This is a genomic window from Cupriavidus sp. HE11, assembly GCF_056097175.1.
In genome coordinates this window covers 184,713-206,611 of record NZ_CP184464.1, presented here as the reverse complement: position 1 = coordinate 206,611, position 21,899 = coordinate 184,713, and the positions used below count along the sequence as shown (strand labels likewise).

The window sequence follows — 21,899 nt, the reverse complement described above, 5'->3', positions numbered from 1 at the left end:
GTCTCCTTGTCAGGCCTTCCCGTCAACGCTCAAAGCCCTGCGGCCGATCGCCACGGCCGCGCTCCCCCTGGCTACCAGTGCCACAGCGTGCCATCGTGCGCCAGCCGGTTCACCGGCAGGTAGGCGCGCTGGTACGGGTACTTCGCGGCCAGCGTTTCGTCGATATCCACGCCATGGCCCGGCGCATCGCCCGGGTACATCATGCCGTCCCGGAACGTGTACGCGTGCGGAAACACGGCGTCGGTCTCCTCGGTGTGGCGCATGTACTCCTGGATGCCGAAGTTGGGCACCCAGAGATCGAAATGCAGCGCCGCGCCCATGCAGGCTGGCGACAGGTCCGTGGCGCCGTGGCAGCCGGTGCGCACCTGGTACATCGCGGCAAAGTCGGCTATGCGCCGCAAATGGGTAATGCCGCCCGCATGGACCACCGTGGCACGAATATAGTCGATCAGCTGTTCCTCAAGCAGGGTCTTGCAGTCCCAGATGCTGTTGAAGATCTCGCCCACGGCCAGCGGCGTGACCGTGTGCTGGCGGATCAGGCGGAAGGCGCGCTGGTCTTCGGCGGGCGTGGCATCTTCCATCCAGAACAGCCGGAACGGCTCCAGCGACCTGCCCAGCCGCCCGGCCTCGATGGGCGTCAGCCGGTGATGCACATCGTGCAGCAGGTGGATGTCGGGGCCCACGGCGTCGCGCACCTTGTCGAACAGCTTCGGGGTGTGGTCCAGGTAGCGTTCGGTGCTCCAGTCGTGCTCGGACGGCAGGTTGGCATCGGCCGGCTCGTAGAACAGCCGGTCGCGCGACACGCCGTACACCTTGTTCAGACCCGGCACGCCAGACTGCGCGCGGATCGCCTTGTAGCCCATTTCCTTGTAGCGCAGCACTTCTTCCACGGTGTGGCCGATGTCGCTGCCGTTGGCGTGGCCGTAGACCATCACCCCGGTACGGCTCTTGCCGCCCAGCAGCTGGTACAGCGGCAGGTTGGCGGCCTTGGCCTTGATGTCCCACAGCGCCGTGTCCACGGCGGCAATCGCGCTCATGGTCACCGGGCCGCGCCGCCAGTAGGCGCCGCGGTACAGGTATTGCCAGATGTCCTCGATCTGGTGCGCGTCGCGCCCGATCAGGCACGGGATGACGTGATCCTCCAGATAACTGACCACGGACAGCTCGCGGCCATTGAGCGTGGCGTCGCCGATACCGGTCAGTCCTTCGTCGGTCTCGATCTTCAGCGTGACGAAGTTGCGTCCCGGGCAGCAGACGATAACGCGTGCGTTGGTGATCTTCATGCAGGTCTCCGGCTGTGCTGCGGTGGGTTACATCACGGCGCCAAGCGCCCAGGGCACGAATTCGTTCTGGCCGTAGCCGTGCTGTTCGCTGCGCGTGCGGCGGCCCGAGGCGGTGTCCAGCATCAGCCGGAAGATGGCCGCGCCCTTGTCGGCAATGGTCGATTCGCCGTCGAGGATGTCGCCGCAGTTGATGTCGATGTCCTCGGACTGGCGCTGCCACAGCGCGTTGTTGGTGGACAGCTTCAGCGACGGCGACGGCGCGCAGCCATAGGCCGAGCCCCGGCCCGTGGTAAAGCAGATCAGGTTGGCGCCGCCCGCCACCTGGCCGGTGGCCGACACGGGGTCGTAGCCCGGGGTGTCCATGAAGACCAGCCCGTGGGCGCGTACGGTTTCGGCAAACTCGTAGACGTCCACCAGATTGGTGGTGCCGCTCTTGGCAACCGCGCCCAGCGACTTTTCCAGGATGGTGGTCAGCCCCCCAGCCTTGTTGCCGGCGGACGGGTTGTTGTCCATGCTGCCGGCATTGCGCGCGGTGTAGGCCTCCCACCAGCGGATGCGGGCGATCAGCCGGTCGGCCACCGCCGCCGAAACGGCGCGGCGCGTCAGCAGGTGTTCGGCACCGTAGATCTCGGGCGTTTCCGACAGGATCGCCGTGCCGCCCTGTGCCACAAGCAGGTCCACCGCGGCGCCCAGCGCCGGATTGGCGGTGATACCCGAGTAGCCGTCGGAGCCGCCGCATTGCAGGCCCACGGTCAGATGGCTGGCCGGCACCGGCTGGCGCGTGACGCGGTTGGCATCGTCCAGCAGCGCCTTCACGACGCCCACGCCGCGTGCCACGGTCCTGGCCGTGCCGCCGGTGTCCTGGATATTGAAGCTGTGGAAGCGCGGCCCGTCGGCCAGCGCCGACAGGCCGGGCTCGGCCAGCAGCGCGTCGATCTGGTTGGTCTCGCAGCCCAGGCCCACCACCAGCACCGCGGCGAAGTTCGGATGCCGGGCGTAGCCGGCCAGCGTGCGGCGCAGCACGCGCAGGTTCTCGCCGTCGCTGTCGGTGGCGCAGCCCGCGCCGTGCGTCAACGCCACCACGCCATCCACGTTGGGATAGGGCGCCAGCGCCTCCGGGTGGATCTCGCGCCGGAAATGATCGGCAATGGCACGCGCCACGGTGGCCGAGCAGTTCACCGAGGTCAGGATGCCGATGTAGTTGCGCGTGGCGACGCGGCCATCGGCACGCACGATGCCGTCGAAGGTGGCCAGGGCGGTGGCTGGCGCGGTGTCGCGGACATCGCTGCCCGCCGCATAGTCGCGTGCAAAGTCGCCCATCGCCAGGTTGTGGGTATGCACATGCTGGCCCGGCGCGATGGCCTGGCGCGCGAACCCGATGATCTGGTTGTAGCGCCGCACCGGCGCGCCTTCGGCAATGGCACGTACGGCCACCTTGTGGCCCGGCGGTACCAGGCTGGCTACGGTGACGCCTTCCTGGTGCAGCACCGTGCCGGGCAGCAGCTGGCGGCATGCGATGACGATATCGTCGGCGGGATGGATCCGGATGACAGCCGGTGCGGACATGCGTGACCCTCCAGTGGCTTAGTTGGACCAGCCGCCGTCGATGACCTGGGCGGTGCCGGTGGTGAAGGCCGATTCGTCCGACGCCAGGTACACGGCCAGTGCGGCGATCTCGGCGGCCGTGCCGATGCGGCCCATCGGCTGGCGGGCGATGAAGTCGGCCTCCACCTGCGCCAGCGTGCGGCCGCTGGCCGTGGCCTGGTTGCCGATGCGCTGGCGCAGCGATGGCGACTCCACGGTGCCCGGGCAGATCGCGTTGCAGCGGATGCCGCGCGTGATGTAGTCGGCGGCCACGGCCTTGGTCATGCCGATCACGGCGGCCTTGCTGGCGCCATAGACAAAGCGGTTCGGCGCACCCTTGATGCTGCCGGCCACCGATGCCATGTTGATGATCGACCCGCTGCCGGCGTCGAGCATGGCGGGCAGGAACGCGCGCATCATGCGATACATGGCACGCACGTTCAGGTTCATCGAAAAATCAAAGGCCGCCTCGTCGCAATCGAGGATGGTGCCGTGGTGGACGAAACCGGCCCCGTTGAACAGCACGTGGATGCGGCCGATCTCGCGCGCCGCGCTATCGACGGCCGCGCCATCGGTCACGTCGAGCCGCCGCGTGGTGCAGCCGGGCAGGGCGGACAGCGCCGCCAGGGTTTCGGGGTTGATATCGGCGGCGATGACCTGGGCGCCTTCGCGCAGGAACGCTTCGGCCGTGGCACGGCCAATGCCCTGGCCGGCGGCCGTGACCAGCGCAATCTTGCCGGCGAGTCGTTGCGACATGGATGGCTCCTTATCGGTTCAAGCGGGTTTGTCTTGTCAGGAAACGGTGGCGCGCGCCGTGGCGCGGCGGTCGATGGCGGCCCAGTCCCAGTCGATGCCGAGCCCTGGCGAGTCAGGCGGCACGGCGTGGCCATCGGCAAATGCCACGCGGCTGTGCGTGATGGCATCGAGCTGCGGGATGTACTCGACCCACGGGGCGTTGGGCACCGCCGCACAGAGCGACACATGCAGCTCCATCAGGAAATGGGGGCAGACGGGCACGTTGCAGGCTTCGGCCAGGTGCGCCACCTTGAGCCACGGCGTGATGCCGCCCACGCGGGCCACATCGGCCTGCACGATCGAACAGGCGCCCTGGCGCAGGTAGTCGGCGAACTGGCCGATCGAGTAGAGCGATTCGCCCACGGCAACCGGCAGCGGGGTGGAGGCGGCCAGCCGGACATGGCCGGACAGGTCGTCGGCCGGCAGCGGTTCCTCGAACCACGACAGGCCCAGGCCTTCATAGTGGGACGCCCGCCGGATTGCCTCGGCCGACGTGAAGCACTGGTTGGCGTCGACCATCAGCGCGAAATGGTTGCCTACCGCCTCGCGCACGGCGTAGAGCCGGTCGAGATCCTCGGCCAGGTGCAGCTTGCCGACCTTGACCTTGGCGCCATGGAACCCGGCCTGTTTGGCCGACAGCGTGGCGTGGACCAGTTCGGTGCGCGACAGGTGCAGCCAGCCGCCTTCGGTGGAGTACATCGGCACGCGGTGCTGCGCCCCGCCTGCGGCCAGCCACAGCGGCTGGCCGTCGCGGCGGCAGCGCCAGTCCCACAGGGCCGTGTCGATGGCCGCCAGCGCCAGGCTCGTGATGGCGCCTACCGATGTGGCATGGGTGCTGAACATCAGGTCGTGCCAGATCTGCTCGATGCGGGCCGGGTCGCGGCCAATCAGCTGCGGCGCCAGGTGGTCGCGCAGCAGCGCCATGACCGACGAGCCGCCCGTGCCGATCGTATAGCTGTAGCCCGTGCCCTCGCCGCCGTCGTCGCAGCGGATGCGCACCATCGGCGTTTCCTGGGTAACGAACGACTGGATCGCATCGGAGCGTGCAACGGGAGGCTGGAGATCGACCTGCAGCAGTTCAACGTGCGTGATCGTCGTCATTTGCTGCCTACCAGGTTGGGCAGCCACAGCGTGATTTCGGGCACGTAGGTAATGGCGATCAGCGTCAGGAACAGCGGGATCAGCCACGGCAGGATAGCCACCGTGGTACGTTCCACCGACAGCCGCGCCACGCGCGCCAGCACGAACAGCACCATGCCAAGCGGCGGGTGCAGCAGGCCGATCATCAGGTTCAGCGTCATGATCAGGCCAAAGTGGATGGGGTCGATGCCGAGCTTGAGCACGATGGGCAGCAGGATCGGCACCAGGATCGTGATGGCCGCCGTGGTGTCGATAAAGCAGCCCACGATCAGGATCAGCACGTTCGCCAGCAGCAGGAACACCCACTTGTTGTGCGTGAAGCCCAGGATGGCGTCGGTCAGCGCCTGCGCGGCCTGGCTGGTGGTCAGCAGCCAGGCGAAGATCGACGCCGCCGTGACGATGAACAGCACCGAGGCGGTGGTTTCCACCGTATCGAGCGTGGCTTTTGCCAGCGCCCGCAGCGTCATCGACCGGTAGCGCACCAGCCCCAGGAACAGCGCCCAGATCACCGCGGCCACGGCGGCCTCGGTGGGCGTGAACCAGCCCAGCGTCATGCCGCCGATCAGGATCACGGGCGCCATCAGTGCCATCACGGCCGAAAAGTCGAAGTACCAGTCCAGCGCCAGCAGCACCACCAGCGCGATCATGGCCGCCATGTTGGTCGACATGCCGGCCGACACGGCCAGCCAGATCGCCATCGGGAAGGCCAGCACCACGATGATTTCCACCGTGGCCGAGCCGAGCAGCTTCCACGAGAACGCGGTGTCGCCGCCCCAGCCGCGCCGGTGCGCGATCCACGCCACGGTCGCCATCATGAACAGCGTCAGCACCAGTCCCGGCACGATGCCGGCCAGGAACAGCGAGCCGATCGACACATTGGCCATCATGCCGTAGATCACGAACGGCAGCGACGGCGGGATGATCGGGCCCAGCGTGGCCGATGCCGCTGTTACGCCCACGGCGAACTCGGTCTCGTAGCCATGGTCCTTCATCGCCTTGATCTCGATGGTGCCCAGGCCGGCCGCGTCGGCAATGGCCGTGCCGCTCATGCCCGAGAAGATCACCGAGCCGATGATGTTGACGTGGCCCAGCCCGCCGCGCATCCAGCCCACCAACGCCACCGCGAAGTTGTAGATGCGGCCGGTAATGCCGGCTACGTTCATCAGGTTGCCGGCCAGGATGAAGAACGGCACGGCCAGCAGCGGAAAGCTCTCCACGCCGGCGATCATGCGCTGGGCCAGGATCACGTCGGGCACGGTGCCGCTGGCCCAGATATAGAACAGCGACGCCAGCGCCATCGACACGGCCACCGGCATGCCTACCAGCATCAGCAGCAGGAACGAAGCAATCAGGATCCACATGCCGGGGCTCCTTAGTCGTCAAACGATTCGAAGGCTTCCGGGCGCTCCAGAATCGAATAGCCGTTACGCCAGTTTTGCCAGGTCACCTGGATCGATTGCCCCAGCATCAGCACAAAGCCGAGCAGGGCTGCCCAGTACACATAGTTCTTGTTCCATTCGATGGTGGTCATCGGCTCCTCGCCCACAATGCCGATGTACTTCCAGACCAGCCAGGCGGCGTAGCCCAGGAATGCCGTGCGCAGCACGTCGACCAGCGTGGACAGCACGCGCGCCGGGCCATGGGGCAGGTAGCGGTACAACAAGTCGACCTGGATATGGCGGCTCTTGCGCACGCACATCGATGCGCCGATGAAGACCACGCCGATCAGGCAGTAGGTGGCGAGTTCCTCGGTCCAGGCCAGAGAATCGTTCATCACGTAGCGCGTGAAGAACTGCATGAAGACCAGCAGCGTCATGACCCAGAACAGGCCCACGGTGAACCAGTCCTCGGCGGCGTAGCCGGAAAGGTCCACCGGCTGCGCATCGGCGGCCTCGAAGGTGTGGACGATTTCCTCGACGGAAGTCATGTGCGGGGCGCCTTCGGGCGGCGGCGCTTCGGTGCCCCGCTCAGGCATGGCTTGGGAACGCATTTCCATTGGATGTCTCCGTTCCTGCAGGTTGTCTCCCCGTTCCCGCAGGCGGGAGCCGGGAGCGGGGAGAGGGTGTCGGGGTTCTGCTGCCGACGCGTCGAAACTGGAACCGCCGGGCACTCTCCACCAACCCCTCTCCCACGTTGCGGGAGAGGGGAGACAACCCACAGACAAGCAAAACTTGTTACTTCACTGCCTGGATCTTTTCCCAGTCGGCCTTGCGATAGCCCTGCGACTCGACGCTGACGTTCTTGAGCACGGCATCGCGATACTCGGGGATGCTGACCTCCGTCACGGTGATGCCTTTCTGCTTGAACACGGCCACCAGCTCCTTCTCGCGCGCCACCACGTCGGCGGTGGCGCGGGCGGCGGCTTCCTGCGCCACGTCCAGGAACATCTTGCGTTCCGGCTCGGACAGCTTCTTCCAGAGCGCGCCCGAGACGATCGTGTTCAGGTGGTCGACGATATGGCCGGTCAGCACGATGTACTTCTGCACCTCGTAGAATTTCTTTGCCTCGATGGTGGTCAGCGGGTTTTCCTGCGCTTCGACGGTGCCGTTCTGCAGCGCCAGGTAGACCTCGGCGAAGGCAATCGGCGACGTGTTCACGCCGCAGGCCCGGGGCATTGCCAGGTACGCCGGCACGTCAGGCACGCGCATCTTCAGGCCCTTCATCTCGGTGCAGTGCGAGAACGGCTTGTTCGACGTGGACTGGCGCGTGCCGTAGTACGTGGTGGCCACGATATGGTTGCCGGTCTTCTGCTCGTAGCCGGCCGTCAGTTCCTTGTAGATGTCGCTCCTGGTGTAGGCCAGCAGGTGGTCGGGATTGCGGAAGATATACGGGTAGTACGTCACGCCGATGCGCGGGAACGACTTCGCCGCGAAGCTGGAGCCCGAGATAATGATGTCCACCGTGCCCATCGCCAGGCCCTGGTTGATATCGTTTTCCTTGCCCAGTTGCGACGCCGGGAACACGTCGATCTGGTACTTGCCGTTGCTGCGCTTTTTGATCTCGTCGGCGGCCCACACCGACCACTTGTGGAACGGCTCCGAAGTCTCATAGACATGGGCCCACTTGAGCTTGATCGGGGCAGCCTGCTGGGCCAGGGCGGGGGTGGTCAGGGTGGCGGCGAGCAGCAGGGCCGCACCGAGCATGGACGAAAACTGCCGGCGACGAAGCGTCATGGTTGTCTCCTTTTTCGGTGAAAGATCCGCCGGTCTTATTGGGGTGACCAGTCGGCATGCGAGGGCAAAACCTCACCCGGTCAACTGCACCTTGGTACTGCGGGATTTGTCTGCCGCCAGCCGGAACGCCTCGACGGCCTGCGCCAGCGGCAACTGCGCGGACAGCAGTGGCCGCACGTCGAGCCGCCGGGTGGTCAGGTACTGCACCGCCCAGTCGAACTCGCGGCCAAAGCGGAACGCGCCCACATAGTCGAGTTCGCGCGCCATGATGCTGTTGGCCGGAAAGTGCAAGCCTTCGGCGGGCAGGGTGCCTACCTGCACGATGCGCCCGCCCCGGCGCGTGGCCGTCAGGCACGTGCCCAGCGCCGCGGCGCTGCCGGCGGCCTCCAGGCTCACGTCGGCAATGTCCTGCAGTTCGCTGGCGGCCACCTGCGTGGTCAGGATGGTGTGGTCCGCGCCCACCGTGGCGGCCACGTCGAGGGGCCGCTGTGCGATATCGCACACGATGATGCGCGCCGCGCCGGCCAGTCGCGCGGCCATCACGGTCAGGCTGCCGATGGTGCCGCCGCCCGTGACCAGCACGGTCTTGCCGAGCAGTTCGCCGGCCCGGTTCACGCCGTGCAGCGCCACCGACAGCGGTTCGGCAAACGCCAGTTCGCCCAGCGAGATATCGGCATCGACGGGCGTGAGCTGCCTTTCGTGCATCAGGAAGTGCTGCCGGAACATGCCCTGCACGTGCGGAAACACGCTGGCGCTGCCCAGGAAACGCATGTTGCGGCAAAGGTTGTCGCGGCCGGCGCGGCAGTAGTCGCACTGGCCGCAGGCATGCGACGGATTGATCGCCACCTTCATGCCCGGCGCCACGCGCGTCACGGCGCTGCCCACCGCCTCGACGATGCCGGAGGCTTCGTGCCCCGGCGTCAGCGGTTCCTTGATGACGAACGCGCCGACCTTGCCGTGGAAGTAATAGTGCAGGTCCGACCCGCAGATGCCGGCCGCGCCCAGGCGCACCAGCACGTCATGCGCGCCCGGCGTGGCCGGGTCCACTTCGGTAAAGCGCAGGTCTTCGCTGGCGTGGATATGGCAGGTCAGGGACATCACGACTCCTCGCTGTGGACTTTCACGTCTTTGCCATGGCCCGGCCAGGCTGCGTAGAAGCGGTTGTGCGACAGTTCCAGGTGGTCGCACATCGCTGCGCGCGCCGCGTCGGGCGCGCCGGAGGCAATGGCCTTCACCACGGCACGGTGTTCGGCGATGGCGGCGGTCCAGCTTTCGGCGTTCTCGAAGTGGTTGCCGAACTGCGCGAACAGCGGGTTATGGCGCTCGTCGAACAACTCGGCCACCAGGCGCAGCAGCACGGCGTTCTCCGAGACCTCGGCGATGCGCAGATGGAACATGCGGTCGCCGCGCACGGGGATGTTGCCGCCGCCGGCTTCTTCTTCCATCAGCGCGATCGATTCGGCCAGTGCTTCCAGCAGCGCGGGCGAGCAGTGTCGCGCGGCACCGGCCGCCATTTCCCCCTCGATCACCTGGCGGGCCCGGATCACGTCCAGCGGCGTAGCGGCCACGATGCCGCCAGCGTGCGAGGCCGGTGGCGTGGCATCGGCCGCGCAGGCATAGATGCCCGATCCCATGCGGACTTCGACCAGGCCTTCCACCTCCAGCGCGATCAGCGCCTCGCGCACCGACGGGCGCGACACGCCCAGTTGCACCGCCAGATCGCGCTCGGGCGGCAGCCGCGCGCCTACGGGAAACTCGCCGCTTTCGATCAGCCGACGCAGCTGGTCGGCAATCTGGCGGTACAGACGACGCGGTTCGATCTGCTGAAGCGGCATGGGATATCCCGGGCAGGCAGCGGACAAATGGTCAAGCGGTCAGACCAATTTCTAGGAGACTTTGCGCGGTGCTTCAAGAAAAAGTTATGGCGCGCCGCAGCAGGGAACGCCGGTCTGGCGCGGCGCGGCGTATGGCGACGGACATTGAAGGGAGCAGGGAAGATATGACACCGCTGCATGCCAAAACTACCGCAAACAACGCCCATCTTCGCGATTTCTTCAATTTGGGCGTGTACGGCACATGCTTTGCAAGTGGCTGAAATCATTGAGGAAAGCTGGTCAAAGAGAAGCCGGAAGGACATCCGGCCATCATGCGGGCCCCGCATTTGCTACTAAGCTTCCTTGGGATTGCCCTGATTCTGGGGCAGTCTGACGTGTTCCATCTGTGAGGAGATCACGATGCAAACGAAGACGTTAATACCAGCCGTCCTGGTCGCCGCCGGCCTGCTGGCCGTACCACTCGCACAGGCCCAGCAGCAACAACCGATGCCGGGCCAGACCCAGCCGTCGGGTCCGACCCCCATGCCGTCCCCGGGCCAGGCAGGCGCCATGCCCCCGTCCGCGACACCCATGCCGCCGGCTACCAGCGGCAAGCATGGCATGTCGCACAAGGGACAGAGCTCCGGCTCGCAAGGCGGCATGTCCTCTGGCGGCATGTCGCAGGACTCGATGTCCGGTCAGTCGGGCTCGATGCCGATGGGCGCGCAGTCGCCTTACTCGCCCAAGAAATGGAACAAGGGCGACAAGCTGCCGACCGAATTCCGCGACCGGCAGTACGTGATCGACAAGTACAAGGACTACAACCTGCCCGCGCCCAAGAAGGGCTACCACTGGGTGGGCGTCGGCGCCGACTACTATCAGGTGTCGTCGAACGGCACGATCTATTCGGTGGGGCCGGGAGGCTGAGCCGGGTAGGCGTGCTACCAAGAAAAACGCCGCGATTTCCGCGGCGTTTTTTATGGTGTGCGACCAGCGCCGTACATCAGATACAAGACGTGGCGCTGGTTCGATGCCCAGGGATCAATCCGGCAACGCGTCGTACGTCACCAGGAATACCTGGTCATCACCCGCGCTGACCGACAGCCAGACGATGTCCAGATCCGGGAAGGCGGCTTCCACGTTGTCATGCTCGTTGCCGATTTCCACCACAAGCACGCCGCCCGGGTTCAGGCGTTTCTTGGCGCCGGCAATGATCCGGCGCACCACGTCCATGCCATCGTCGCCGCCGGCCAGCGCCAGGCGCGGCTCGGCCAGGTACTCGGCCGGCAGTTCGCGCATCGACTGCTCGTTGACGTAGGGCGGGTTCGTCAGGATCACGTCGTACGTGGCGCCCGAGGGCAGCGGGCCGTAGAGGTCGCCTTCGAATAGCGCGATGCGCTCTTCCATCTTGTAGTCCGCCACATTGCGGCGGGCCACGGCCAGGGCGTCGGAGGAGATGTCCACGGCGTCGATGCGGGCGTTCGGCCAGACATGCGCGGCGATGATCGGCAGGCAGCCCGAGCCAGTGCAGAGTTCCAGCACCGGTCCGATCTGCCCGATATCGCCCAGCCACGGCTCCAGGCCGTCTTGTAGCAGTTCGCCGATAAAGCTGCGCGGCACGATCACGCGCGAATCCACGTAGAAGCGCAGGCCATGCATGAACGCTTCATGGGTGATGTACGCAGCCGGCACGCGTTCGGTAACGCGGCGGTCGATCACCTTCAGCACCGCGTCGACTTCCTCGGGCAGCAGGCGGGCGTCCAGGAACGGGTCGAGCGTGTCGAGCGGCAGGTTCAGCGTATGCAGCACCAGGTAGGCCGCTTCGTCGTACGCGTTGGCGCTGCCGTGGCCGAATGACAGCCGGGCGGCGGTAAATCGGGAAACGGCCAGGCGCAGCAGGTCGCGGACGGTCTTCAGGGGAGATGGGGTAGCCATGGTGGTTGGTCGCTCCAATAGTCAGTCGATCAGGCGATCAGGCAATCAGGCGTTCCAGCACGCCACGGTAAACATTCTTGAGCGGCTCGATGAAGCGCACTTCCACGTGTTCGTCGATCTTGTGGATGCTGGCGTTCGGCGGGCCGAATTCAATCACCTGCGGGCAGATCCTGGCAATGAAGCGGCCATCGGACGTGCCGCCCGTGGTCGACAGCTCGGTCGTCACGCCGCATTCGGCGGCAATGGCGGCCGACAGCGCTTCGGACAGATCGCCGCGCGGCGTCAGGAACGGCTCGCCGCCCAGCGTCCAGTCCAGTGTGTATTCCAGGCCGTGCTGGTCCAGGATGGCATGGACGCGCTGCTTCAGGCCGTCCGGCGTGCTGGCCGTCGAGAAGCGGAAGTTGAAATCGATGGTCACGTGGCCCGGAATCACGTTGGTGGCGCCGGTGCCCGCGTGGATATTCGACATCTGCCACGTGGTGGGCGGGAAGTACTCGTTGCCCTGGTCCCACGTCTCGGCCACCAGCGCGGTCAGCGCCGGTGTGGCCAGGTGGATCGGGTTGCGTGCCAGGTGCGGGTAGGCGATATGGCCCTGCACGCCCTTGACCGTAAGCTTGCCCGACAGCGATCCACGGCGGCCGTTCTTGACCATGTCGCCCAGCGTGTCGACCGAAGTGGGCTCGCCCACCACGCAGTAGTCCAGGCGTTCGCCACGGGCCTTCAGCGCTTCCACCACCTTCACGGTGCCGTCGTGCGCGGGGCCTTCCTCGTCGCTGGTGATCAGGAACGCGATCGAACCGGCGTGGTCGGGGTGCTGGGCGATGAATTCCTCGCAGGCCACCACGAAACCGGCAATCGACGTCTTCATGTCGGCCGCGCCACGGCCGTAGAGCTTGCCGTCGCGGTGCGTGGGCTCGAATGGGTCAGACGACCATTGCTCCAGCGGGCCGGTCGGCACCACGTCGGTGTGGCCGGCAAAGGCCAGCAGCTTGCCCGCCGTGCCCTGCGTGCCGCGCTTGACCGCCCACAGGTTGGTCACGCGGAAGGTGTCAGGGCCGCTGACGATGTTCTCGCAGGTAAAGCCAATCGCGGACAGGCGCGCTTCCAGCACGGACTGGCAGCCTTCGTCGGCAGGGGTGACCGAGCGGCGGCGCATCAGGTCTTCGGTCAGGGCAAGGGTCGGGTTCATGGTGCGGGGTGGTGCGAAATTCGTTTCTTCAGAACAGCGAGGCGTATGTGTCGGCGGAAAAACCCACGCTGACATTGCCATCGCGATCCAGTACCGGGCGCTTGATCAGCGACGGGCTGGTCTGCATCAGGGCCACGGCGCCGGCCTCGCTTTCCGCCTTCGACTTGTCGGCGTCGGAAAGCGCGCGGTACGTCGTGCCTTTCTTGTTCAGCAGCGTGGTCAGCGGCACGTGCTTGAGCCAGGCGCGCAACATCTTTTCGTCGACGCCTTGCTTCTTGAAATCGTGGAACGTGTAGTCGACGCCGTTCGATTCCAGCCACGTGCGGGCCTTCTTGACGGTGTCGCAGTTGGGAATGCCGTAGAGCAGGACGGTCATGGTGCGTGCAATCGGAACGAGGTTAACGGAACAGCAGGTTGATCGCGATGATCAGCCCGCCCAGGCCGAATGCCACGCCGGCCATGGCCACGGCCGTCATCAGGCGCAGCCGGCGGTCCAGGCGCGCGGCCTCGCGGCGCAGGGCCTCGATGGTGATCGCATGCTGCTCGGCCAGCAGCTTGACCGCCTCGGCCTGCTGCACGGCGGCCGCTTCCAGTTCCGCGATGCGTGCGGCCGGGTCGCGCGGCGGCTCGGCGTCGGCCGCCTGCGCGCCTTCATCCTTGCGCTTGCCTTTCTTGAGCTTCTCGATGGTCTTGTTGGCCTGTTCGAGAATGGTGGGCAGCAGGGATAGCACGGTACTGACGGTGGCGGGGTCGAGGGCCATGAGTCGCTTGCGGAGGGATGGCATCGGCGGGATGTTGGACCGCCGCCGGGGCGGCCCGGCGGCAGGGTGCGGCTTGAAGGATCCGTTGGATCAGTCGCGCAGCAGGTCGTTCAGGCTGGTCTTGGCGCGGGTTTGCGCGTCCACCTTCTTCACGATCACGGCGCAGTACAGGCTGTACTTGCCATCCTTGGACGGCAGGTTGCCGGCCACCACGACCGAACCGGCCGGCACGCGGCCGTAGTGGATCTCGCCCGTTTCGCGGTCGTAGATCTTGGTCGACTGGCCCAGGTACACGCCCATCGAGATCACCGAGTTTTCTTCGACGATCACGCCTTCCACGACTTCCGAGCGGGCGCCAATGAAGCAGTTGTCTTCGATGATCACCGGGTTGGCCTGCAGCGGCTCCAGCACGCCGCCGATGCCCACGCCACCCGACAGGTGAACGTTCTTGCCGATCTGTGCGCACGAACCGACGGTGGCCCAGGTGTCGACCATCGTGCCTTCGTCCACATAGGCGCCGATGTTCACGTACGACGGCATCAGCACGGCGTTCTTGGCGATGAACGAACCACGGCGGGCCACGGCTGGCGGCACCACGCGGAAGCCGGCCTTGGCGAAGTCGTCCTGGCTCCAGTTGGCGAACTTGGTCGGCACCTTGTCGTAGAACTGGGCAAAGCCGCCGGCGCTCATCGGCGCGTTGTCTTCCAGGCGGAACGACAGCAGCACGGCCTTCTTGACCCACTGGTTGACGATCCAGTCCTGGCCTTGCTTCTCGGCCACACGCAGCGTACCGGCGTCCAGTTGCGAGATCACGTTGGCCACGGCTTCGCGGATATCGTTCGGCGCGGACTTCGGCGACAGGCTGGTGCGGTCTTCCCAGGCCTGGTCGATCAGGGCTTGCAGAGCTTGCGTCATGATGGTGTTCTCAGTGGTGATTTGTGTGAGAGAGGCGGCGCCGGTGGCAGGGGCCCCGGCGTCAGGGCATTCGATCGGTGAAGCAGGGTGAAGCGTCGGCGCCAGGTCTGTCAGCCCAGCGACTTGCAGAATTCGACAATCCGGCGCGCACCTTCCAGGCACTCGTCGGGCGTGGCTACCAGCGCCATCCGTACGCGGTTGGTGCCCGGGTTCGCCCCGTGGGCATCGCGCGCCAGGTAGCTGCCCGGCAGCACGGCCACGTTCTGCTCGGCCAGCAGGCGCACGGCAAACTCGGTGTCGCTCAGGCCCGTGCGCGACACATCGGCCCACAGGTAGAACGCCGCGTCGGGCAGCGCCACGTCCAGCACTTCGGCCAGCAGCGGCGTGACTTCGGCAAACTTGCGCACATAGGCAGCACGGTTGTCGCGCACGTGTGCCTCGTCGTTCCAGGCGGCAGCGCTGGCAGCCTGCACGGCCGGATTCAGCGCGGCACCGTGGTAGGTGCGGTACAGCAGGAATTTCTTCAGGATTGCGGCGTCGCCGGCCACGAAGCCCGAGCGCAGGCCCGGCACGTTCGAGCGCTTGGACAGGCTCGAGAACATCACCAGGCGCTCGAATCCGCGGCCCAGCCTGTGGGCGGCTTCCAGCGCGCCCAGCGGCGGCGTGGCTTCGTCGAAATAGATCTCGGAATAGCACTCGTCCGAGGCGATCACGAATCCGTAGCGATCCGACAGCTCGAACAGCTGCTTCCAGTCTTCCAGCGACAGCACGGCGCCCGTGGGGTTGCCCGGCGAGCAGACATAGAGCAGCTGGACGTTCGGCCAGACATCGGCATCGATCTGGTCGAAGGCCGGGGCGAAGTTGCGCGCCGGGTCGCTGTTGGCGAAGACCGGGCGGGCACCGGCCAGCAGGGCCGCGCCTTCATAGATCTGGTAGAACGGATTCGGGCACAGCACCAGCGGATTGGGCTGGCTCGCGTCGATCACGGTCTGGGCGAACGCAAACAGCGCCTCGCGCGACCCGCTGACCGGCAGCACCTCGGTTGCGGCATCGACCTTCGGCAGGTGGTACCGGCGCTCCAGCCAGCCGGCAATGGTCTGGCGCAGCGCGTCGGTGCCAGCCGTGGCCGGATAGACGGCCAGTCCGGACAGCGACGCGGTCATCGCGTCCTTGATGAACTGCGGCGTCGGATGCTTGGGTTCGCCAATGCCAAAACTGATGGCCGGCTTGTCGGCCGGTTTCACATCGGCCACCAGCACGCGCAGTTTCTCGAAAGGGTAGGTCTGGAGCAGGTCGAGGCGCGGATTCACGGTGGCAGGCGGCGGGGCGGTTGAAACGCAGCAGTATATCGCGCCGGGCACATGACCGGAAAGCGAGGGGCGGGAACAGCTACCCCCTCGATGGGCCAGGCAACCGTCACGCGGGGCAAGGCCGTCCGATATCCGTGCTGTTTCAGACACGTCTCATTTCCATCGCTCGTCCGAGCGGCCAGACTGGGCGCTCCATCAATACTCTGGGCAATGTGGAAATGACGCCATGGAAGGGTGACTGGCGGCTGCAGGATCACGCGATGCGGATTTTCTGGGCGGTGTCGTGCAGCCTGTTGATTATCGTGACCTATTCCGGTTACGAACGTGTACTGGCGCTGCGGCGAAATTTCGATATTTTCTCGTATGCGGGCACGGTGGCGACACTGGTAGGCTTGATTATCGCGGTCTGCGAAGTACTCAATGGGCTAAGGGTTTCGAGGTCGATTCAACATGAGGCCCGGGCTGTGTTGTCGCAGGCAAATCGCGTCGACACCGCGGCAGGCATCGGTCACTGTGTCTCGGCGCTGAATGAAGTCATATCGTACGTCAACCAGAATGATTATCGATTTGCGTGGCGCTGTTTTGTTTTCTTCAGGAAGACGTACGTCAGGATATTTTCGAAGGCGTCTGGCGATGAAAATCCGGATGGGCTGAACGTACTGGGACAAATCGAGGAGGTATTTGCCTATGCGTTGAACCGCGGGGTGCCTGGCCACCTGTCGAGGGTGCAGAAGAATGAACTGCTCAAGAAATTACTGCAGGTGAAGCAGGAAATCGAGGTGAACAATCCGGGTGGAGGGAAAATCGATGTTGCCCTGTAGTGTTTCGAATATGCTCATTCGTTTGCGCGAGAAAACCGAAAGCGGCGATATGGCTTGGGATTTCGATGAAATGGAATCTGCAGTGCAGGCGGAGCTGCCGAAATTCGGGATCCAGTTGCGGTACAACTACAGTCTGACCGAGCACGTTCCCGAATTCAGGGTCGTATTTACCAGGAAGTTGACGGGCAAGGATTATTTTTTCTGGACCGACGAGCGATGCGGGGATTACCAGGTGGTACGTCGCCTTTATGATTGCGCACTGGCGTCGGAGCTGGAAGCCGATTTCGACGTGGACTGAATCTCCGAATCGCATTCGACTTGCCGGCGGGGAAAGCCGACCACGCCCGCCCGCACCGCCTGTCCGTTCAATACAGCATCACCCGCGACACCATTGCTACGATGGGCCGGCGCACCAGGTCTTCGAGCCGCGAATGCAGGTGCAGGGGGCGCAGCAGCATCTTGACCGTCATCTCGATCGGCAGGTGGCGCCGGACCACCGCGCTGCAGCGCGAATTCAGGGCGCGGACTTCGCGATCCGGCACGTCTTCGCGGTTCTGCTCGATGCGCAGCACGTTCCGCAGGGCGATTTCGGCGTCTTCGTTCTTGATTTCCAGCAACCGGCGCGCAAGGGCGGCCAGCACCTTGGCCCGGCCTAGCTGCTCGCGGTCGCTCAAGTCGTTGAAATAACGGAAGAAGTGCTTGTAGTGACGGACTTCGTCATTGGCGATGCGGCGCGTCAGGTTGCGCAGCACGGGCTCGTCGCTGGCCTGTTCCAGCGCCCGGTAATAGGTGGCAGTCCCGGTTTCCACCACGCAGCGCGCGGCCATTTCCAGGGCCTGGGTGCGCTCGAAATTGTCGACGGAGCAGGTCTTGCTGTATTCGTCGAAGAACCGCTGGTAGCCACGCTTCCAGTCGAATTCGGGCCAGACATGCTCGACATAGCGGCGCAGCGCCAGGCCGTGCTGCAGTTCCTCGGATTCCCAGTGCTCCGACAGCCATTCGGCCGCGTCGGGCACGTCGGCATAGTACTGGGCCAGGTTGCCGGCGTAGGTGTCGGACCCGCTCTCGATGAACGAGGCGCCGGTCAGCAGGTAGAAGAGTGTGCGGTCGTCGCGTACCCGTGCGACGTCGATGGCGTCGTAGTCGATCTCGGACACGGACCACGGCAGGTCACCCGGCATCGCGGCCGGTGGCGTTGGGGTCATGCTCAGTCCTCCAAACTGCTGCGCTGCAGGCGATCAAGCTTCAGACTGGCCGCGGGCGCCATGCGACAACACCTGGCATGGCGGAGCGACGGGCGCGGCGCATTCGGGAGGGGCCCCGGGATCACGCCGGCATCTCCAGAGACTAGCACTAACCCTGAGAAGTTTCCGGCGGATTTGCCGACGTGACGTTTTCATGAAACAACGCCGCCGCCTAGAAAGTGCTTGCAGCAACGCCTGCAAGCCACGGAAATACAAAGCTTTTTCAAGTCAGCTCATGACCCCTTCGTGATGGGTGCAACGGTGGCGAAAACGGCCGGTCAATGGATTGGCGATGGTATGATTAGCGCCAATCTATCGGGCACCGGGGGCAGTTTGCGGCGCAGGCGTCACGCCTTGCCGTGTGCTCCGGCGTGGGCCCGGCGTTTCCAATTTCGTATCGCCCAAACCACACGACAACCGTGCGACTGTCCTCGATCAAACTGGCGGGCTTCAAGTCCTTCGTCGATCCCACCAATTTTCAAGTGCCGGGCCAGCTGGTCGGCATCGTAGGTCCCAACGGCTGCGGTAAATCCAACATCATCGACGCGGTGCGCTGGGTGCTTGGCGAATCACGCGCGTCGGAACTGCGTGGCGAATCCATGCAGGACGTGATCTTCAACGGATCCACCGCGCGCAAGCAGGCGGGCCGCGCCAGCGTGGAACTGGTGTTCGACAACGCCGAGGGCCGCGCCGCCGGCCAGTGGAGCCAGTACGCCGAAGTGGCGGTCAAGCGCGTGCTGACCCGCGACGGCACGTCTTCGTACTACATCAACAACCAGGCGGTGCGCCGCAAGGACATCCAGGACATCTTCCTGGGCACCGGCCTGGGGCCGCGCGCCTACGCCATCATCGGGCAGGGCATGATCTCGCGGATCATCGAGGCCAAGCCCGACGACATGCGGATCTTCCTGGAGGAAGCCGCAGGCGTATCGAAGTACAAGGAACGCCGCCGCGAGACCGAGAACCGGCTGGGCGACACGCGCGAAAACCTGACCCGCGTGGAAGATATCCTGCGCGAACTGGGCAACAACCTCGAAAAGCTTGAAGGCCAGGCCGAGGTGGCGCAACGCTTCCGCCAACTGCAGTCCGAAGGCGAGGAAAAGCAGCACCTGCTGTGGCTGCTGCGCAAGCGCGAAGCCCTGGCCGAGCAGGAACGCCATGCGCGCGCCATCGACCAGGCACAGATCGACCTCGAAGCCCAGACCGCGCAATTGCGCCATGTCGAGGCGGAACTCGAAACGATGCGCGCCGCGCACTACGCCGCATCCGATGGCATGCACGTCGCGCAGGGTGCGCTGTACGAGGCCAATGCCGAAGTCAGCAAGCTCGAGGCCGAGATCCGCTATGTGGTGGAGTCGCGCAACCGCCTGCAGGCGCAGATCGCGGCGCTGACCGCCCAGCGCGAGCAGTGGCAGGGCAAGGCCGACCAGGCCAATGACGATATCGCGCAGGCCGAGGAAGACCTGGCGCTGTCCGAAGCCCGCACGATCGAGGCCCAGGACGCCGTGGCGCAGAAGAGCGATGAACTGCCGACCCTGGAAGGCCAGTGGCGCGACGCCCAGCAGAAGCTCAACGACCAGCGCAGCGGCATCATGCAGGCCGAACAGGCGCTGAAGCTGGAGGCCGCCCACCAGCGCAATGCCAACCAGATGCTGCAGCAGCTGGAGCAGCGCAAGGAACGCCTGAAGGGCGAGGAGCAAGGGCTGGACCGTCCCGACGAGGTGCGGCTCGAAGAGCTGCGCATGGACCTGGCCGAGCAGGAAGCGACGCTCGAGGAGGCCCAGGCGTCGCTGATGGACGCCGAGGAATCGGTGCCGCGCCTGGACACCGAGCGCCGTGCGGCGCAGGAGCGCGTGCAGAGCGAGACGGCCGCGATTGCATCGCTGGACGCCCGCCTGACGGCGCTGCGCCAGCTGCAGGAAAGCGTGCAGACCGACGGCAAGGTCCAGCCGTGGCTGGAACGTCATGGCCTGGCTGAACTGCCGCGCCTGTGGAAGAAGGTCCATATCGAAGCGGGCTGGGAAAACGCGCTCGAATCGGTGCTGCGCGAAAAGCTCGCCGCACTGGAAGTGTCGAACCTGGACTGGGTCAAGGGCTTCCTGTCCGACGCCCCGCCGTCCAAGCTTGCCTTCTATACGCCGCCGCCCGCCGCGCGCCCGGTAGAAGCCCCGGCGGGCCTGCGTCCGCTGATGGCCCTGGTGCAGATCACCGAGCCCGGCATCCGTGCCGTGATGCAGGACTGGCTGGCCGACATCTACACGGCCACCGACATGTCGCAGGCGCTGTCGGCACGTGGCACGCTGCCCGAGGGTGCGCAGTTCGTGGTGGCCGAAGGCCATCTGGTGGGCCGCAATGCGATCCAGATCTACGCCGCCGATTCCGAGCAGGCCGGCATGCTGGCCCGCGAGCAGGAGATCGAGAACCTGCAGAAGCAGTCGCGCGCGCAGATGCTGCTGTCCGACGAGGCCAGGTCCAATGCCGTGCGCGCCGAAACGGCGTACACGCATGCCAGCACGACGCTCATCGAGGCGCGTGCGCGCGCCGAGCAGGCCACGCGCCGCGTGCATGCGCTGCAAATGGACGTGCTGAAGCTGTCGCAGGCCATGGAGCGCTTTTCGGCGCGTAGCAACCAGATCCGCGAGGAACTGGGCGAGATCGACGCGCAGATCGACGAGCAGCGCGCCATCCGTGCCGAATCCGAGGCCAGCTTCGAGCAGCACGACACCAGCCTGGCCGAACTGCAGGCATCGCACGAAGACCAGCAGATGGCTTTCGATGCACTGGATACCAGGCTGACCAACGCGCGCCAGCAGCTGCGCGACATGGAACGTGGCGCCCAGGAAGCGGTGTTTGCCGAACGCAACCTGGCCGGCCGTATCGACGAACTGCGCCGCAATATCCAGATGGCCGCCGACCAGAGCGAACGCGTGGCGGAATCGCTGGAAAACGCCCGCGCCGAACTGGAAACGATCAACGAGCAGACCGCCAACACCGGCCTGCAGGAAGCGCTGGAAGTGCGCGCCGAGAAGGAGCAGAAGCTGTCTGCCGCGCGCATCGAGCTGGACGCGCTGTCGGCCCAGCTGCGCCAGTTCGACGAGCAGCGCCTGGCGGCCGAGCGCAGCCTGCAGCCGCTGCGCGACCGCATCACCGAATGCCAGCTCAAGGAACAGGCCGCCCGCCTGAACCAGGAGCAGTTCTCCGAGCAGCTGACCACGGCCGAGGTTGACGAAGCCGCGCTGGCCGAAAAGCTGACCGGCGACATGAAACCGGCGTACCTGCAGGGCGAAGTCACGCGCCTGAACAATTCCATCAACGCGCTGGGCCCCGTCAACATGGCCGCGCTGGACGAACTGGCCGCTGCGCGCGAGCGCAAGACGTTCCTCGATGCGCAGTCGGCCGACCTGACCGACGCCATCAATACGCTCGAAGACGCGATCAACAAGATCGACCAGGAAACCCGGGCGCTGCTGCAAGGCACGTTCGACCAGGTCAATCATCACTTCGGCGAGCTGTTCCCGGCGCTGTTCGGCGGTGGCCAGGCCAGGCTGATCATGACCGGCGAGGAAATCCTCGATGCCGGCGTGCAGGTGATGGCGCAGCCGCCCGGCAAGAAGAACTCGACGATTCACCTGCTGTCCGGTGGCGAAAAGGCGCTGACGGCCATTGCGCTGGTGTTCGCGATGTTCCAGCTGAACCCGGCACCGTTCTGCCTGCTGGACGAGGTGGACGCCCCGCTGGACGACGCCAACACCGAGCGCTACGCCAACATGGTGGCGCGTATGTCTGACAAGACGCAGTTCGTATTTATTTCTCACAACAAGATTGCGATGGAGATGGCCCACCAACTGATTGGCGTGACGATGCAGGAGCAGGGGGTCTCGCGGATCGTGGCGGTGGACATGGATGCAGCCGTATCGATGGCGGAGGCCGCTTAA

Annotated in this window: 20 protein-coding genes; 4 read left to right on the top strand and 16 right to left on the bottom strand. The window is 65.5% G+C overall.

The genetic code is table 11. From position 1 onward, the window contains the following. Positions 1 to 71 precede the first annotated feature (71 nt). The 9 genes from manD to ACOABP_RS00920 form a co-directional block, all read right to left on the bottom strand. Positions 72 to 1,283 (bottom strand): D-mannonate dehydratase ManD, encoded by a 1,212-nt coding sequence (gene manD, locus ACOABP_RS00960; protein ID WP_474226585.1) that lies wholly within the window; start codon positions 1,281 to 1,283, stop codon positions 72 to 74. A 27-nt stretch (positions 1,284 to 1,310) separates the two neighbouring features. Continuing rightward, the gene (locus ACOABP_RS00955) at positions 1,311 to 2,849 is read right to left on the bottom strand and encodes a UxaA family hydrolase (RefSeq protein ID WP_474226584.1); all 1,539 of its coding nucleotides are present in this window, start codon (positions 2,847 to 2,849) and stop codon (positions 1,311 to 1,313) included. 18 nt (positions 2,850 to 2,867) lie between these two features. After that, positions 2,868 to 3,623: an SDR family oxidoreductase gene (locus tag ACOABP_RS00950; protein ID WP_474226583.1), complete on the bottom strand. Its 756-nt coding sequence runs from the start codon at positions 3,621 to 3,623 to the stop codon at positions 2,868 to 2,870. Positions 3,624 to 3,659: 36 nt separating this feature from the next. Then, positions 3,660 to 4,763 (bottom strand): mandelate racemase/muconate lactonizing enzyme family protein, encoded by a 1,104-nt coding sequence (locus ACOABP_RS00945; protein ID WP_474226582.1) that lies wholly within the window; start codon positions 4,761 to 4,763, stop codon positions 3,660 to 3,662. Beyond that, a complete protein-coding gene (locus ACOABP_RS00940) occupies positions 4,760 to 6,163 on the bottom strand; it encodes a TRAP transporter large permease (RefSeq protein ID WP_066735126.1) in 1,404 nt (467 codons plus the stop codon). Before ACOABP_RS00940 ends, ACOABP_RS00945 begins: the two co-directional genes overlap by 4 nt. 11 nt (positions 6,164 to 6,174) lie before the next feature. Next, positions 6,175 to 6,798, bottom strand: a complete 624-nt coding sequence (locus tag ACOABP_RS00935; protein WP_474226581.1) for a TRAP transporter small permease — start codon at positions 6,796 to 6,798, stop codon at positions 6,175 to 6,177. 178 nt (positions 6,799 to 6,976) lie between these two features. Next, positions 6,977 to 7,975, bottom strand: a complete 999-nt coding sequence (locus tag ACOABP_RS00930) for a sialic acid TRAP transporter substrate-binding protein SiaP (RefSeq protein WP_474226580.1) — start codon at positions 7,973 to 7,975, stop codon at positions 6,977 to 6,979. 72 nt (positions 7,976 to 8,047) lie between these two features. After that, positions 8,048 to 9,073 carry an L-idonate 5-dehydrogenase gene (locus ACOABP_RS00925; RefSeq protein WP_474226579.1) on the bottom strand — a complete coding sequence of 342 codons (1,026 nt, stop codon included), beginning with the start codon at positions 9,071 to 9,073 and terminating at the stop codon, positions 8,048 to 8,050. Next, positions 9,073 to 9,810 (bottom strand): FadR/GntR family transcriptional regulator, encoded by a 738-nt coding sequence (locus tag ACOABP_RS00920; protein ID WP_474226578.1) that lies wholly within the window; start codon positions 9,808 to 9,810, stop codon positions 9,073 to 9,075. Before ACOABP_RS00920 ends, ACOABP_RS00925 begins: the two co-directional genes overlap by 1 nt. 399 nt (positions 9,811 to 10,209) lie before the next feature. Between ACOABP_RS00920 and ACOABP_RS00915 the strand changes: the two genes are divergently transcribed. Then, positions 10,210 to 10,716, top strand: a complete 507-nt coding sequence (locus ACOABP_RS00915) for an RcnB family protein (protein ID WP_474226577.1) — start codon at positions 10,210 to 10,212, stop codon at positions 10,714 to 10,716. A 114-nt stretch (positions 10,717 to 10,830) separates the two neighbouring features. Here the strand turns inward: ACOABP_RS00915 and prmB are convergent, their stop codons facing one another. The 6 genes from prmB to dapC form a co-directional block, all read right to left on the bottom strand. Then, complete coding sequence (gene prmB, locus ACOABP_RS00910) at positions 10,831 to 11,724, bottom strand: 50S ribosomal protein L3 N(5)-glutamine methyltransferase (protein WP_474226576.1); 894 nt, start codon at positions 11,722 to 11,724, stop codon at positions 10,831 to 10,833. A gap of 37 nt (positions 11,725 to 11,761) precedes the next feature. Next, a complete protein-coding gene (gene dapE, locus ACOABP_RS00905; protein ID WP_474226575.1) occupies positions 11,762 to 12,913 on the bottom strand; it encodes a succinyl-diaminopimelate desuccinylase in 1,152 nt (383 codons plus the stop codon). Between the two features lie 28 nt (positions 12,914 to 12,941). Beyond that, the gene (locus tag ACOABP_RS00900) at positions 12,942 to 13,289 is read right to left on the bottom strand and encodes an arsenate reductase (protein WP_474226574.1); all 348 of its coding nucleotides are present in this window, start codon (positions 13,287 to 13,289) and stop codon (positions 12,942 to 12,944) included. 22 nt (positions 13,290 to 13,311) lie between these two features. Beyond that, on the bottom strand, positions 13,312 to 13,698 hold the full coding sequence (locus ACOABP_RS00895) for a hypothetical protein (protein WP_066735145.1): 387 nt from the start codon (positions 13,696 to 13,698) through the stop codon (positions 13,312 to 13,314). 66 nt (positions 13,699 to 13,764) lie between these two features. After that, positions 13,765 to 14,589 (bottom strand): 2,3,4,5-tetrahydropyridine-2,6-dicarboxylate N-succinyltransferase, encoded by an 825-nt coding sequence (gene dapD, locus ACOABP_RS00890; RefSeq protein WP_474226573.1) that lies wholly within the window; start codon positions 14,587 to 14,589, stop codon positions 13,765 to 13,767. A gap of 110 nt (positions 14,590 to 14,699) precedes the next feature. Next, positions 14,700 to 15,899 carry a succinyldiaminopimelate transaminase gene (gene dapC / locus ACOABP_RS00885; RefSeq protein ID WP_474226572.1) on the bottom strand — a complete coding sequence of 400 codons (1,200 nt, stop codon included), beginning with the start codon at positions 15,897 to 15,899 and terminating at the stop codon, positions 14,700 to 14,702. Between the two features lie 134 nt (positions 15,900 to 16,033). On the opposite strand from dapC, the gene ACOABP_RS00880 reads away from it, so the two are divergent. Further along, positions 16,034 to 16,720, top strand: coding sequence for a hypothetical protein (locus tag ACOABP_RS00880; RefSeq protein WP_474226571.1), 687 nt, complete (start codon positions 16,034 to 16,036; stop codon positions 16,718 to 16,720). Between the two features lie 10 nt (positions 16,721 to 16,730). Further along, a complete protein-coding gene (locus ACOABP_RS00875; protein ID WP_474226570.1) occupies positions 16,731 to 17,018 on the top strand; it encodes a hypothetical protein in 288 nt (95 codons plus the stop codon). 67 nt (positions 17,019 to 17,085) lie between these two features. On the opposite strand, the gene ACOABP_RS00870 is transcribed toward ACOABP_RS00875, so the two are convergent. Then, positions 17,086 to 17,925 (bottom strand): ferritin-like domain-containing protein, encoded by an 840-nt coding sequence (locus tag ACOABP_RS00870; RefSeq protein WP_474226569.1) that lies wholly within the window; start codon positions 17,923 to 17,925, stop codon positions 17,086 to 17,088. A 458-nt stretch (positions 17,926 to 18,383) separates the two neighbouring features. Here ACOABP_RS00870 and smc point away from each other — a divergent pair, with 458 nt between their 5' ends. Further along, positions 18,384 to 21,899, top strand: coding sequence for a chromosome segregation protein SMC (gene smc / locus ACOABP_RS00865; protein WP_474226568.1), 3,516 nt, complete (start codon positions 18,384 to 18,386; stop codon positions 21,897 to 21,899).